Annotated in this window: 12 protein-coding genes; 10 read left to right on the top strand and 2 right to left on the bottom strand. The window is 68.2% G+C overall.

Annotated features, from left to right (window positions below; translation table 11 throughout):
- Positions 1-198 precede the first annotated feature (198 nt).
- Positions 199-942, bottom strand: a complete 744-nt coding sequence (gene fabG / locus Q7W02_26630; GenBank protein ID MDO8479707.1) for a 3-oxoacyl-[acyl-carrier-protein] reductase — start codon at positions 940-942, stop codon at positions 199-201.
- A 112-nt stretch (positions 943-1,054) separates the two neighbouring features.
- Here fabG and Q7W02_26625 point away from each other — a divergent pair, with 112 nt between their 5' ends.
- The gene (locus Q7W02_26625) at positions 1,055-1,558 is read left to right on the top strand and encodes a polyhydroxyalkanoate synthesis regulator DNA-binding domain-containing protein (protein MDO8479706.1); all 504 of its coding nucleotides are present in this window, start codon (positions 1,055-1,057) and stop codon (positions 1,556-1,558) included.
- Between the two features lie 146 nt (positions 1,559-1,704).
- Here Q7W02_26625 and Q7W02_26620 read toward each other — a convergent pair whose 3' ends face one another.
- Positions 1,705-2,154, bottom strand: a complete 450-nt coding sequence (locus Q7W02_26620) for a hypothetical protein (GenBank protein ID MDO8479705.1) — start codon at positions 2,152-2,154, stop codon at positions 1,705-1,707.
- Between the two features lie 174 nt (positions 2,155-2,328).
- On the opposite strand from Q7W02_26620, the gene Q7W02_26615 reads away from it, so the two are divergent.
- The 9 genes from Q7W02_26615 (at position 2,329) to Q7W02_26575 (ending at position 12,824) form a co-directional block, all read left to right on the top strand.
- Positions 2,329-2,973 (top strand): M48 family metalloprotease, encoded by a 645-nt coding sequence (locus Q7W02_26615; GenBank protein MDO8479704.1) that lies wholly within the window; start codon positions 2,329-2,331, stop codon positions 2,971-2,973.
- The gene (locus tag Q7W02_26610) at positions 2,970-4,505 is read left to right on the top strand and encodes a long-chain fatty acid--CoA ligase (GenBank protein ID MDO8479703.1); all 1,536 of its coding nucleotides are present in this window, start codon (positions 2,970-2,972) and stop codon (positions 4,503-4,505) included. The genes Q7W02_26615 and Q7W02_26610 overlap by 4 nt, the downstream gene beginning before the upstream one ends.
- Before the next feature lie 12 nt (positions 4,506-4,517).
- Entirely contained in the window at positions 4,518-6,311 is a 1,794-nt protein-coding gene (locus Q7W02_26605) for a long-chain fatty acid--CoA ligase (GenBank protein MDO8479702.1), read from the top strand.
- A gap of 5 nt (positions 6,312-6,316) precedes the next feature.
- Positions 6,317-7,078: an SDR family NAD(P)-dependent oxidoreductase gene (locus Q7W02_26600; protein ID MDO8479701.1), complete on the top strand. Its 762-nt coding sequence runs from the start codon at positions 6,317-6,319 to the stop codon at positions 7,076-7,078.
- A gap of 49 nt (positions 7,079-7,127) precedes the next feature.
- Complete coding sequence (locus Q7W02_26595; protein ID MDO8479700.1) at positions 7,128-8,132, top strand: alcohol dehydrogenase catalytic domain-containing protein; 1,005 nt, start codon at positions 7,128-7,130, stop codon at positions 8,130-8,132.
- A gap of 59 nt (positions 8,133-8,191) precedes the next feature.
- Positions 8,192-9,001, top strand: a complete 810-nt coding sequence (locus Q7W02_26590) for an alpha/beta hydrolase (GenBank protein MDO8479699.1) — start codon at positions 8,192-8,194, stop codon at positions 8,999-9,001.
- Positions 8,998-9,762: an SDR family oxidoreductase gene (locus Q7W02_26585; GenBank protein ID MDO8479698.1), complete on the top strand. Its 765-nt coding sequence runs from the start codon at positions 8,998-9,000 to the stop codon at positions 9,760-9,762. The genes Q7W02_26590 and Q7W02_26585 overlap by 4 nt, the downstream gene beginning before the upstream one ends.
- Before the next feature lie 66 nt (positions 9,763-9,828).
- The gene (locus Q7W02_26580; protein ID MDO8479697.1) at positions 9,829-11,544 is read left to right on the top strand and encodes a DUF1800 domain-containing protein; all 1,716 of its coding nucleotides are present in this window, start codon (positions 9,829-9,831) and stop codon (positions 11,542-11,544) included.
- Between the two features lie 5 nt (positions 11,545-11,549).
- Complete coding sequence (locus Q7W02_26575; GenBank protein MDO8479696.1) at positions 11,550-12,824, top strand: DUF1501 domain-containing protein; 1,275 nt, start codon at positions 11,550-11,552, stop codon at positions 12,822-12,824.
- The last annotated feature ends 114 nt before the right edge of the window (positions 12,825-12,938 follow it).

The raw sequence follows: 12,938 nt of genomic DNA, 5'->3' as shown, positions 1-12,938 counted from the left end.
CGGCGGAAAGGGAGTCATCACGAGCCACTTCAGCGGGCGCCAATGGAAACAGGGGGGCTGTCATAACCGTACTGTCGCAGATCACCCCCGTCTGCCCAACGTGAATTCCACGTGTGACGAGATTTTTTCACAGGCTCTCAGCTCTCGCCTCGCGGCTGCGCCGCTCAGCTCGAAGTGCGGGCCCCGTCTCAGCTCGAACTACATAAACAAGCCGCCGTTGATCGACAGCTCGGCGCCGGTGATGTAGTCACCGTCGCTCGAGCACAAGTAGACGCAGGCCCGCGCCACCTCCTCGGATTTCCCGAAGCGCCGCATCGGGATCTGCTCGAGGAGCTTGTTCCTCACCTTCTCGGGGATCGCCTCGATCATCTCCGTTTCCGTGAAGCCCGGGGCGACCGCGTTGACCGTGACGCCCTTCGCGGCCAGCTCCTTCGCCAGCGACTTGGTCATGGCCGCCACACCGGCCTTGGAGGCCGCGTAGTTGGCCTGGCCGAAGTTGCCGATCTGGCCGATGACGGAGGTGATGTTCACGACCCGCCCGTAGTTCTGCTTGATCATCTGGTCGATGAACACCTTGGTGCAGTTGAAGACGCCGTCGAGGTTGATGGCGAGGACCTTTCGCCACGAGGCGTGGTCCATCTTCACGAAGGTCTTGTCCGAGTTGATGCCGGCGTTGTTGATGAGGATGTCGATGTGTCCGAACTCCTTGAGCACGTCTTGGGCCATGCGAAAGGTGTCCGGAAAGTCCGCGACGTCGGCCTGGGCCAGGATGGCCTTGCGGCCGATCCTGTGGATCTGCTCGACGACCTGCTTGGCCGGCGTCTCGCTCGACACGTAGTTGACCGCCACGTCGGCGCCCTCTTCGGCCAGGGCCAGCGCGATGGCGCGGCCGATGCCGCGCGAGCCGCCGGTCACGAGAGCCGTGCGTCCCTTGAGCTGCATATGAAGCCTCCTCGCCGGAATCGGAAGACCGATCTTTTCCGGGGCGTGAGTATAGCAGAGGGGTGCCCGGCCCCTTCTTGAGACAGTTGACGCGGAGTGTTAGACTTCCAGCATGTCGTACGTGATCAAGCGCTACTCGAACCGCAAGCTCTACGACACCCAGGAAAGCCGGTACGTCACCCTGGAGGAGCTCGAAGAGCTCATCCGCGCGGGCAAGGAGATCTCGGTGGTGGACGTCTCCACCGGGGAAGACGTGACCTCGGTGACGCTCGCCCAGATAATCCTGGAGAACGAGCGCAGCCGGCGCGCCGGTTTGCCGACGGCCTTCCTGCACCAGCTCATCAAGCACGGCGAGGCGTGGCAGGACTTCGTCCAGAAGTCCATGAAGTCGAGCCTGGAAGGGATCATGTCGAACCAGCGAGAAGCCGAGCGCGTCTTCCGCGAGTTGGCCTCTCGCGCGGGCACGGGCTGGTTGCCGTCCACGTCCGGCGAGGGCAAGGCCGAGAAGAAGGCCGAGACGCCCGGCGAAGCCGACGCGCTCAGGAGCGAGGTTTCGGCTCTCCGGGAGAAGCTGCGCGCGCTCGAGGATCGGCTCGAGAAGAAGCGGGAGAAATAGCAGTTCGAGCTGAGACGGGGCCCGCACTTCGAGCTGAGCGGCGACGCCGCGAGGCGAGGCCTGAGTCACACGTTCTACGAGCCGGGGGCTAAATAGAAAAGGGCCGGGCTTTCAAACCCGGCCCTTTTCTTGTCTGGTCCGGCTCGTTACGCGAGGGTCGCGGAGAGCGACTTGACCTTGTCGGCGACCTGGGCGAACGAGGCCTGGATCTCCTTGCCGGTCTGCTCGGCCGTGACCTGGAGCCGCTCCGCGGAGCGCGTCATGGCCTGGGCGTTGCTCTCGAACAGCTTGAAGGCCTTCTGCGTCCCTTCGACCGACTCGAGCACGCTCTTCTGGTAGACCGCGAACGGATCCCGCGGCGCTTCCTGCATCTCGCCCTGCCGGCGCAGGAGGTAGGACTGGGTGTCCTTCAGCGCTTCCACGGCCGAGGACGACAGCTCCGCGTACAGCCGGACGCCTTCCTTGGCGGTGCTGGCCGAGAGGTCCACCAGGTCGCGCATGATCTTCTGGTTGGCGTCGGCGAGCACGGAGAAGGCCTCCACGGCGCGCCCGGTCATCTGTGCGAACATCTCGCTACCCTGCATGGTCGTTGTCATCACGAATCTCCTCTTTCAACTGGGTGTCGGGCCTGATTGAGAACCATCAACGGGGTTAGGATAACGCACCGCGTAATAGCCGTCAAGACTTTTATTGCGTTGCGTCATATTGGGCGTGGTATACGGATGTGACCGTGGCGAGATGATGCCTAAGTACCTGAAAGAAAGAACCTCATGAGACTTCTTTTGTTTGCCGTCCTGGCCTTGGTGCTCGCGGGGTGTGCCTCTGCGAAGCGGCCGGAGCTCAGGGGAGCCACCCCCGAGGAGCAGGCGAACGTGGACGCGACGCTGACGCCCCTCATCCAGGTTTCGGGCCTCTGCCGCCCCAAGGAGCCGTGCGCTGTCGGCCTCGCCATCGAGGTCCGGCAGAGGATTCACGTCGCGGCCGGTCCGGCCTCCCAGAAAAAGTTCGCGCTCCGGATCACGACGGGGGCGCTCCGGAGCCTCCAGCCCTCCGAGCTCCAGTCGGCGCTGGCCCACGAGCTTGGACACGTCCAGCTCGGCCACTTCGAGAGCCGGGAGGTGCGGCACCAGGCGGAGCGGTCTACTCAGGCCGCGGTGAACGGGGCCAGTGACGAGGTCGTGCGCGCGAGCCGCGCCTCTGACCGGGAGGAGGAGTTCGCCGCGGACCGTTACGCCGTCGAGCTGCTCGACCGGCTGCCGGGGGACCCGGGGCGAGGCTGCACGGACATGCTCCTGCTCCTCGAGCGCCTCGACCTGGAGCAGCTGACCCCCGGGTGGGCCAACTGGTTGAGCACGCACCCGACGCCGGCTGCCCGGCTCCAGGCCCTCCAGGCGGAGTGCGACAAGAAGCCATGACACTGGCGCGGCTCGGCGACGAGAACATTCAACGCTACGGCGAGTACGAGGCGCTCGCCTTCGAGGGGCGGCGGCTGACCAACGTGGACCAGCAGCGCGCCGCCTGCCGGGTCGCGCATGCGCTTAGACGCCTCGGCGTCGAGACCGGCGACCGCGTGGTCGTCATGCTGCCGAACTGCCCCGAGGTGATGCAGAGCTACGGCGGCATCCTCCGGGTGGGCGGGGTCATCGTGCCCGTGATCTTCCTCCTGGGCGAGGGTGAGGTCGCCCACATCCTGGCCGACTCGGAGGCCAAGGTCGTCATCACATCTTCCGACATGGTGTGGAAGGTGGAGAAGCAGATCGGGACGTTCCCGACCCTCCGATACGTGCTGCTGGTAGACGGGGGAGGGGGAGAGGGAGGGGGACGCGAAGGCGGCGTGCGCTCGTACGAGGAGGAGATCGGGCGGGAGCGCGATCGCTTCGAGTCTGTCCCGCGTGCCGAGACGGATCTGGCCGTCATCCTCTACACCTCCGGCACCACGGGCGCGCCCAAGGGCGTGGCGCTCTCCCACGGCAACCTCGAGTCCAACGCGCGCGCCTCGGCGTCTCTCTACGAGCTCGACCGCGATCGATGGGGCGTCGGCGTGCTGCCGCTGTCGCACTCCTACGGGCTGACCGTGATGAACGCGGGTCACATCCTCGGAACGCGCGGCGCGCTCCTGCGCTGGTTCAACCCCGAGGAGGTGTTGAAGACCATCCAGGAGTTCCGGGCCGAGGCCATGTCGGGGGTGCCGACGATGTTCGTGTACCTCCTGAACTATCCTGACGCGTCACGGTACGATACCTCCTCCATGCGCATCTGGGGCTCCGGAGCCGCGCCGCTGCCCGTGGAGATCGTTGAGCCCTTCGAGCGCCGGTTCGGCGGCAAGCTGCTGGAAGGCTACGGTCTGACCGAGGCCTCTCCCGTGGTCTCGGCCCACCGGCTCTCGGGCACCCGCAAGCTCGGCTCTGTCGGCCAGCCCATCCCCGGCGTGACGGTATCCATCCGGGACGACGGCGACCGCGCCCTGCCCGCCGGCGAGGTCGGCGAGGTGTGCGTGAAAGGCCCGAACGTGATGATGGGCTACTACCGGAACCCGGAGGAGACTGCGCGGACGATCCGCGGCGGGTGGCTCCGCACGGGTGACATGGGCCGGCTCGACGCCGACGACTTCCTCTATATCGTAGAGCGAAAGAAGGACCTCATCATCCGCGGCGGCTTCAACATCTATCCGCGGGACGTCGAGGAAGCGCTCTATGCCTTTCCCAAGGCCGCCGAGGCGGCAGTGATCGGAATGCCGGACGCGATCATGGGCGAGGAAGTCCTCGCCTTCATCGTGCTCAGGCCGGGGCAGTCCGCGACGGCCGACGAGGTCATCGCGTTCTGCCAGAGCAGGCTCGCCAAGTACAAGTGCCCGAGAGAGATCCGCTTCGTGGACGCCTTGCCGAAGAGTCCGGTGGGCAAGATCCTCCGGAAAGAGCTCCGGAGCCAAATCCGCACGCAACCGTGAGGGGGACGCGCGATGGCTGACACTACGCTGGCACGCATATTCTGGGACCGGGTCGAGAAGAGCGCCGCGCGGCCCGCGCAGCAGTTCAAGCGCCGTGGCGTATGGGAGACGCTGACCTGGCGCGAGGTGGGCGAGGCGGTGCGGGAAATTGCCGCCGGGCTCGTGGCGCTGGGGCGCCGCCCCGGCGAGGCCGTGGGCATCCTGTCGTCGAGCCGCGCCGAGTGGGTGCAGGCCGACTTCGCCGTCTTCTCGGCGGGCTGCGTCACGATCCCGATCTACCCGACGTATCCGCCCGACCTCATCCAGTACATCGTCAACGACGCGGGAGTGAAGACGCTCATCGTGGAGGACCCGGTGCAGCTCGCCAAGGTGCTGGAGGCGGACACGAACATGCCCGGTCTCGACCAGATCGTGGTGATCCAGGGCTACGAGGGCAAGGAGCCCTCGCCGCGCATCTTCACCTGGGAGGCGCTCCGGCGCTTGGGCCGGGACCGCGCGGAGTCGCTCAAGACGGAGCTGGCGGAGCGCGTGGCCGCGACCAAGCCCGACGACGTGGCGACGATCGTCTACACGTCCGGCACCACGGGGCCGCCGAAGGGCGTGGTCCAGACCCACGGCAACCACGTGTCGGCGCTCGAATCGGCCGCCCAGACCACGACCATCGCGGAGGGCGACGTGCACCTGCTCTTCCTGCCGCTCGCCCACTCGTTCGCTCGGCTCGAGTCGTTCATCGGCGTCCACCGCGGGCTCTGCACGGCCTTCGCTGAGAACATCGACAAGCTCAGGGAGAACCTGCCCGAGACCAGACCGCACTTCATCTGCAGCGTGCCCCGCGTCTTCGAGAAGGTCTACGCGGGCGCGATGGCGAGGGCCGAGGGCGGCTCGCCGGTCAAGCGCAAGATCTTCAACTGGGCGGTGGGCGTCGGCAAGGAAGTGTCGCGGCTCAAGCAGGCCAAGCAGCCCGTGCCCGCGGCGCTCGCGGTCAAGTACAAGATCGCCGAGAAGCTCGTGTTCTCCAAGATGCACGCCGCGCTCGGCGGCAGGCTGCGCTTCGCCGTCTCCGGCGGCGCGCCGCTGTCGCGCGAGATCGCCGAGTTCTTCCACGCGGCCGGCATTCTCATCCTGGAGGGGTACGGCCTGACCGAGACCTGCCCCGTGCTGACCAACAATCGGGAGGACAGCTTCAAGTTCGGCTCGGTCGGCCGGCCGATGCCGGGGGTGGAGATCAAGCTCGCGCCCGACGGCGAGATCCTGGGCCGCGGCGGGAATATCGCCAAGGGCTACTTCAAGAAGCCGGACGCGACGAAGGAGGTGTTCCTTCCGGACGGCTGGTTCGCGACCGGCGACATCGGGCGCCTGGACTCGGACGGCTTCCTCTTCATCACCGACCGCAAGAAGGACCTGATCGTTACGGCCGGCGGGATGAACATCGCGCCCCAGAACATCGAGAACCTGCTCAAGGGCGATCCATTCATCAGCCAGGTCATGGTCCACGGCGACCGGCGGCCGTACCCCGTGGCCCTGATCACGCTCAACCCCGAGGAGCTCGCCAAGTTTGCCCGCGAGCAGGGCATCATGGCCAGCGACCCCACCGTGCTGGCGAAGCACCCGAAGGTCGTCGAGCGCGTCCAGCGCACGGTGGACGCGAAGAACTCCGAGCTGCAGTCCTACGCCAAGGTCAAGAAGTTCACGATCCTGCCGGAGGACTTCACCGTGGAGAACGGCGCGCTGACGCCCACGCTCAAGGTCAAGCGCAAGGTGATCAGCGAGCGGCACCACGCAGCCCTCGACGCCCTGTACCAGTGAGCGCGGTGCTCGACGCCCTCCGGCTCGACGGCAGGGCCGCCATCGTCACGGGCGCGAGCCGCGGGCTCGGGCGCGCCATGGCCCTGGCGCTGGCCGGGGCGGGCGCCGATGTCGCGCTCGCGGCCCGGTCGGTCGCGGAGCTGGAGCAGACCGCGAGGGCGATCGAAAAGCTCGGGCGGCGCGCGCTCGTCGTGCCGACCGACGTGACGGTGTATTCCCAGGTCGAGACCCTCGTCGAGCACGCGGCCGAGACCCTCGGCCGCCTCGACATCGTGGTCAACAACTCCGGCATCGCCACGGTCATCCCGGCGGCCGAGATGCCGCCGGAGGACTTCCGCCGGACCGTCGAGGTCAACCTCGTCGGCGTTTTCAACGGCTGCCGCGCGGCCGCGGGTCGGCTCATCGCACAGAAGTCGGGGAAGATCATCAATATCGCGTCGGTCCTGGGAGCCTCGGGGATGCCCGGCTACGCCGCCTACTCGGCTTCGAAGGGCGGCGTGATCGCGCTGACCCGCACGCTCGCCGTCGAGTGGGCGCGCCACAACATCCAGGTCAACGCCATGGCGCCCGGCTGGTTCGTCACCGACATGAACAGCCGGGCCTTCGACGACGCGAAGGTGCGCGAGCGCCTGCTGCGGGATGTGCCCGCGCGCCGCACGGGACGGCTCGAGGAGATCGGTCCACTCGTCGTCTACCTGGCCTCGTCGGCCTCCGACTACATGACCGGTCAGACGGTGTTCCTCGATGGTGGCCACAGCGCGGCCTGAGCGCCGCTGCGCCTTGCCGTGAGAGAGGACAGTCGGTAGGATGGGCGCCATGCACGCTGCCGTGCTCCACGGGCCCCGTGACATCCGGATGGAGAAGCGGGCCCTCCTCACGCCGGGAGCCGGCGAGGCCGTGGTCCAGGTGTTCGCCTCGGGCCTCTGCGGCACCGACTACCGCATCTGGAACGGCGACCGCGCCGTGCAGTACCCGCTCATCATGGGGCACGAGTTCATCGGCGAGGTGGTCGCGGTCGGTTCCGAGGTCCAGGCGCTCCAGCCCGGCCAGAAGGTCGCGGTCGAGCCCAACTACTCCTGCGGGGTCTGCCCGCTCTGCCGCGAAGGCAACCGCAACCTCTGCCTCTCGCGCACCGCCATCGGCATCGACGTCAACGGAGGCTTCGCCGAGCAGGCCTGCCTGCCGGCGCGGTGCTGCTGGCCGGCGCCGGCCGAGATCAGCGACGACCAGCTGATGCTGGCGGAGCCGCTGGCCGTCGTCGTTCGCGCCGTCGCGCGCGGTGAAGCCAGGCGGGGCGAGTCCGCCGCCGTGCTCGGCGTGGGCGCGCTGGGACTCCTCGCCATCCAGGTCCTCAAGGCGCAAGGGCTCCGCGTGCTCGCGGTCGGGCGGACGGAGCAGCGCCAGCATCTGGCCAAGGCGCTGGGCGCCGACGACTTTACCACCAGCGGGGAAGGCGGCGCCACCGAGGCGGCCCGCGCCTTCTCGGGGCGCGAGGGCGTAGACCTCGTGATCGAGACGGCCGGAACGGGCGTGGCGGTCGAACAGGCGCTCGAGCTAAGTCATCCGGGCGGGCGCGTAGTGCTGACCGGGCTCCCGCACGAGGCCTCGACGGTGAACTTCTTCGGGGTCGTCCGGCGCGAGCTGCGCATCATCGGCTCCATGATCTACCAGCAGGAGTTTCCCGAGGCCATCCGGCTCCTCTCCACGGGCACGGTGACGGTGGACAGGCTCGTCACCCACCGCTTCCCGCTGGCGCGGATCGGGGAGGCCTTCGCCGCCCACCGCTCGCCCGAAGCCATCAAGGTCACCGTCGTTACCTGAGACCACCCCTCACCCAGGCCCTCTCCCCTGAGGGGAGAGGGTCCAAAGGGCCCGCCGCCATGCCCTACGCCACGCTCAACGGCATCCGCTTCCACTACGATACCCACGGAGAGGGCGACCCCGTCCTGCTGATCAACGGGCTGTCGGCCCCGTCGGCCAACTGGCTCTTCCAGGTCAAGGGTTTCTCGCCCCATTACCGCGTCATCACCTTCGACAACCGCGGAGTTGGGGAAACCGACATGCCGGACGCCGCATCGTACCCCACGTCGCAGATGGCCGACGACGCAGCCGCCGTGCTCGAGCACCTGGATATCAAGCGGGCGCACGTGGTCGGCCACTCCATGGGCGGCACCATCGCGCAGGAGCTCGCCATCCGACACCCGAAGCGCGTGCGCAGCCTCTCGCTCTGCGGCACGTGGGCGCAGGGCGACGGGCGCTTTCTCCACACCATCCGCGCCTGGATGGCGCTCTGGGGGCGGGTCGACCCAGACGCGCGCTTCCGTCACCTGGTCATGCCCTGGCTCTATACGCCGGGGTTCCTCGCCGACCGTGGCCGGGTGGACGAGACGGTGAAGGGCGTGCTCTCCTACCCGTTCCCGACCAAGCCCGAGGCGATCGAGCGCCAGGGGCAGGGAATCCTCGACTGGAACGGGACGCGCCTCCGGAAGATCAAGAAGCTCCGCGTGCCCACTCTCGTCCTCGTCGGGCGCGACGACAACCTGACGGTGCCGGCCTTTTCCCGCGCGCTGGCCTCCCTGATCCCCAAGTCCCAGCTCAAGCTCATCCCCGGCGGCCACGGCTTCACGATCGAATACTGGGAGGCCTTCAACCGCGCCGTCCTGGGCTTCCTCAAGGGCGTCAAGCGGTGACGGACGGCAGGCTCTTCGGCAAGACCGCCATCGTCACGGGCTCGACCAAGGGCATCGGGCTCGGCATCGCGCGCGCGTTCGTTCGCGAGGGCGCCCGCGTGATTATCAACTCGCGGAGCGCCGAGGACTGCGCCCGCGTGGCGCGCGAGCTGGGATCATCCGCGGTCGCGGTGGCGGCCGACCTGTCGCGCTCCGACGAAGTGAGAAGGCTCGCGAAGGAATCGCTCGCGGCCTTCGGCGGCACGGTGGACATCCTCGTCAACAACGCGGGTCAGCCGCGCGTCGCGCCCTCGGAGAGCCTGGCCGAGTCCGACTACCGCTACACGCTCGACCTCAACCTCAACGGCTGCTTCGTCCTGACGCAGGAGGTCGTCCAGGGAATGCTGGCGGCGGGCAGCGGCAACGTCATCCACGTGAGCAGCATGAACGGCACCGTGCCCTTCCCGCAGCGCCTCGCGTACTGCGTCTCCAAGGCCGGGCTCAACATGATGACCAAGGTCATGGCCATCGAATGGGCGGCTCGGGGGGTGCGGGTCAATGCGATCGCCCCGGGCTATGTCCAGACGGAGTTCATCACGATGCTCAGCGCCAAGGGCATCCTCGACGCGGAAAAGCTCGCGCGGCGGACCCCCATGGGGCGGATCGGTACCCCTGAGGAAATAGGTGAAGTAGCGGTCTTTTTGGCCTCATCCGCCGCGTCGTTCATCACCGGCGAGATCCTGACCGTCGACGGGGGGTGGTCTTCCTACGGCTACCTTTGATAGGGTGCCTCAAGGGGTGTAAACAATGAGATACACCCCACCGTCCTAGAGGACAGGAGGCACCCGATGAGAGCACGCGCCGTCAGCTTGGCCCTGATCACCGTCACCGTCCTGGGCGGGGCGGCCTGCTCGAACGCGCCGCTCTCCCAGCAGGGTCCGGCGCCGGCCGTCCGAACGTCCGCTCCCGAGCCGCCCCCCGCCGTCCGCGTCACGCTGCCGAAGAGCCCGCTGTCCCAGGACCAGCAGATCACGCACACACTGAACCGCCTGGGCTATGGCCCGCGCCCTGGTGACGTGGAGCGCGTGCTCCAGATGGGACTCGCGCGGTGGATCGAGCGCCAGCTCGAGCCTGGACGGATCCCCGACGATCGCGTGGAGGTGGCGCTCCAGGCCTTCCCGACCCTCACGATGCCCGTGCCCGAGCTGGTGCGCGCCTATGCCGAGCCCGATCAGAAGATCCTCGCCAAGCTCCGGTCCGGGCAGATGAGCCAGGAGGAGATGCGGGCCATGGCGCCGCCCGAGAAGCGGCCGTTCCGGATCGCCGCCGAGCTCCAGGCCGCCAAGCTCACCCGCGCCGTGCTCTCCGAGCGCCAGCTCGAAGAGGTCATGACGGATTTCTGGTTCAACCACTTCAACGTGGACGCTCGCAAGGGCGCGGTGAAATGGATGGTCGCCGACTACGAGCGCACGGCGATCCGGCCGCACGCGCTCGGCAAGTTCCGCGATCTTTTGCTGGCGACGGCGCATCACCCCGCGATGCTCTTCTACCTCGACAACTGGATGTCCACCAAGGCCGACCTCGTCCCGGTCTTCGGGCCGAACAGGGGCCGGAAGAGGGGGCTCAACGAGAACTACGCGCGGGAGATCATGGAGCTGCACACGCTCGGCGTGGACGGCGGGTACACGCAGGAGGACGTGATCGAGGTGGCCCGGGCCTTCACCGGATGGACCATCGACAGGCCGCGAGAGCAAGGCACTTTCCAGTTTCAGCCGGTCGCCCACGACAACGGCGCCAAGCGGGTCCTCGGCCACGTGCTGCCGGCATACGGCGGCGAGCAGGACGGCGTCAAGGTGATCGACATTTTGTCGCGCCATCCTTCGACGGCGAAGTTCGTCGCCACCAAGCTCACGCGCCGCTTCGTGAGCGACGAGCCGCCGCCGGCCCTGGTGGAGCGCGCGGCCAAGACCTTCCGCGACACCGACGGCGACATCCGAATGGTCGTCGTCACGATCATCACCTCGCCGGAGTTCTTCTCGGCTGAGGCCTACCGCGCCAAGATCAAGACGCCGCTCGAGATCGTGGCGAGCTCGGTGCGTGCGGTGGACGCCGACGTCCAGGCACCCGGCGCCCCAGGCTCCCAGCAGCCGGGTGGGGGGCTGGCGCTGGCCCAGCAGGTGAACAAGCTCGGCGAGCCGCTCTACCAGCAGCAGCCGCCCACGGGCTATCCCGACGTGGCCGAGGCCTGGGTCAACACGGGCGCGCTGCTGAACCGCATGAACTTCGCGCTCGGCCTGACGGCCAACCGGGTGCCGGGCGTGCGCGTTGACCTCTCCCGCGCCGTCGGCTCGGCGGACCGGCGAAAGCCCGAGCAGGTGCTGGACGCGCTCCTGCGCTCGGTCCTCCAGGGCCAGGTGACGTCGCAGACGCGAAGCGTGCTCGCCGCCCAGCTCGACGATCCCGAGGTCACGCGGGCCACCAGGGACGACCGCGGGCCGGCGGACACCGACGTCGAGAAGCTGGCGGCCCTCGTCCTGGGCTCGCCGGAGTTCCAGAGGAGGTAGGCGCCATGGACTGTGCCTGCACTCGCCGCTCGTTCATGAAAGGAGGGGCGCTGGCGCTCCTCGGCATGGGCTCGGTCCCGCGCTTCCTGGTGCGCACCGCCTACGCCCAGGGCACGGTCCCGCGGCCGAAGATCCTGATCGCGGTCTTCCAGCGGGGCGCGGTCGACGGGCTCAGCATGGTGGTGCCGCATGGCGACCCCAGTTACTACACTTCGCGCGGCAGCATTGCCGTCGCGAGGCCGGGGGCGGGCAGCGCCGAGGCGACCGTGGACCTCGACGGCTTCTTCGGCTTGCACCCGGCGATGGCGCCGCTGAAGCCCGTCTGGGACAACAGACATCTCGCCATCGTGCACGCCTGCGGCTCTCCCGACACGACGCGCTCGCACTTCGACGCCCAGGACTACATGGAAACGGGCACGCCGGGCGTGAAGAGCACGCAGGATGGCTGGCTCGCGCGCGGGCTCCAGGCCGTGCACGCCGCGCCCGCCTCCCCCTTCCGCGCCGTCGCGATGGGCTCTCAGCTGCCGCGTGTGCTGCGCGGCGATGTGGGCGCCGTCGCCATCGGCACAGTGGCCGACTTCGACGTCAAGCAGGACATGGGGCGTATGGGGGCCGGCACGGTGAATGCGCGCCGCGGTTTCGAGTCGCTCTACGAACAGGGCGTCCAGGACATCCTGCACGGAACGGGGCGAGAGACCTTCGACGCGGTCAAGATGCTCAAGAGCGCCAACCCGCAGCGCTTCGCCCCCGAGAACGGCGCCCAGTACCCGCGCGGCAAGCTCGGCGAGAACCTCAAGCAGATCGCCCAGCTCATCAAGGCCGACGTCGGGCTCGAAGTCGCCTTCGCCGACATGGGCGGCTGGGACACGCACGCCAACCAGGGCAACGAGAAGGGCCAGCTGGCGCTGAGGCTGACCGAGTTCTCCCAGAGCCTGGCGGCGCTCTACCGCGACCTCGGCGACCGCATGCAGGACGTCGTCATCCTGACCATGTCGGAATTCGGCCGCACCGTGCGCGAGAACGGCAACCGCGGCACCGACCACGGTCACGCGACTGCCATGCTCGTTCTCGGCGGCCCCGTCAAGGGCGGCCGGATGGCGGGCAGGTGGCCGGGGCTCGCGCGTGAGCAGCTCTACGAGGGGCGCGACCTCGCCGTGACCACGGACTTCCGAAACCTCTTTGCCGAGGTAGCCTCGCGGCACCTCGGCGTACCGGCGGCGGCGCCGCTCTTCCCCGGTTTCGCCGCGAATCCTGCCAAGTATCCGGGGGTGCTCGTGTAGACTCGGCCGCATGTGGGAAGCCCTGGCGCTCACCGCCGCGCTCTGCCAGGTGCTGCGGAACACGGTGATGAAGCGCCTGGGCCACGAGCTGGACGAGTACATGGCGGTGTGGGG

Source organism: Candidatus Rokuibacteriota bacterium, from assembly GCA_030647435.1.
Lineage (GTDB): Bacteria > Methylomirabilota > Methylomirabilia > Rokubacteriales > CSP1-6 > AR37.
This window is presented reverse-complemented; position numbering and strand designations above follow the sequence as displayed.

Coding starts and splice junctions, on each gene's coding strand:
- fabG (MDO8479707.1), bottom strand. CDS start 942: ATGCAGCTCAAGGGACGCACGGCTCTCGTGACCGGCGGCTCGCGCGGC.
- Q7W02_26625 (MDO8479706.1), top strand. CDS start 1,055: ATGTCGTACGTGATCAAGCGCTACTCGAACCGCAAGCTCTACGACACC.
- Q7W02_26620 (MDO8479705.1), bottom strand. CDS start 2,154: ATGACAACGACCATGCAGGGTAGCGAGATGTTCGCACAGATGACCGGG.
- Q7W02_26615 (MDO8479704.1), top strand. CDS start 2,329: ATGAGACTTCTTTTGTTTGCCGTCCTGGCCTTGGTGCTCGCGGGGTGT.
- Q7W02_26610 (MDO8479703.1), top strand. CDS start 2,970: ATGACACTGGCGCGGCTCGGCGACGAGAACATTCAACGCTACGGCGAG.
- Q7W02_26605 (MDO8479702.1), top strand. CDS start 4,518: ATGGCTGACACTACGCTGGCACGCATATTCTGGGACCGGGTCGAGAAG.
- Q7W02_26595 (MDO8479700.1), top strand. CDS start 7,128: ATGCACGCTGCCGTGCTCCACGGGCCCCGTGACATCCGGATGGAGAAG.
- Q7W02_26590 (MDO8479699.1), top strand. CDS start 8,192: ATGCCCTACGCCACGCTCAACGGCATCCGCTTCCACTACGATACCCAC.
- Q7W02_26580 (MDO8479697.1), top strand. CDS start 9,829: ATGAGAGCACGCGCCGTCAGCTTGGCCCTGATCACCGTCACCGTCCTG.
- Q7W02_26575 (MDO8479696.1), top strand. CDS start 11,550: ATGGACTGTGCCTGCACTCGCCGCTCGTTCATGAAAGGAGGGGCGCTG.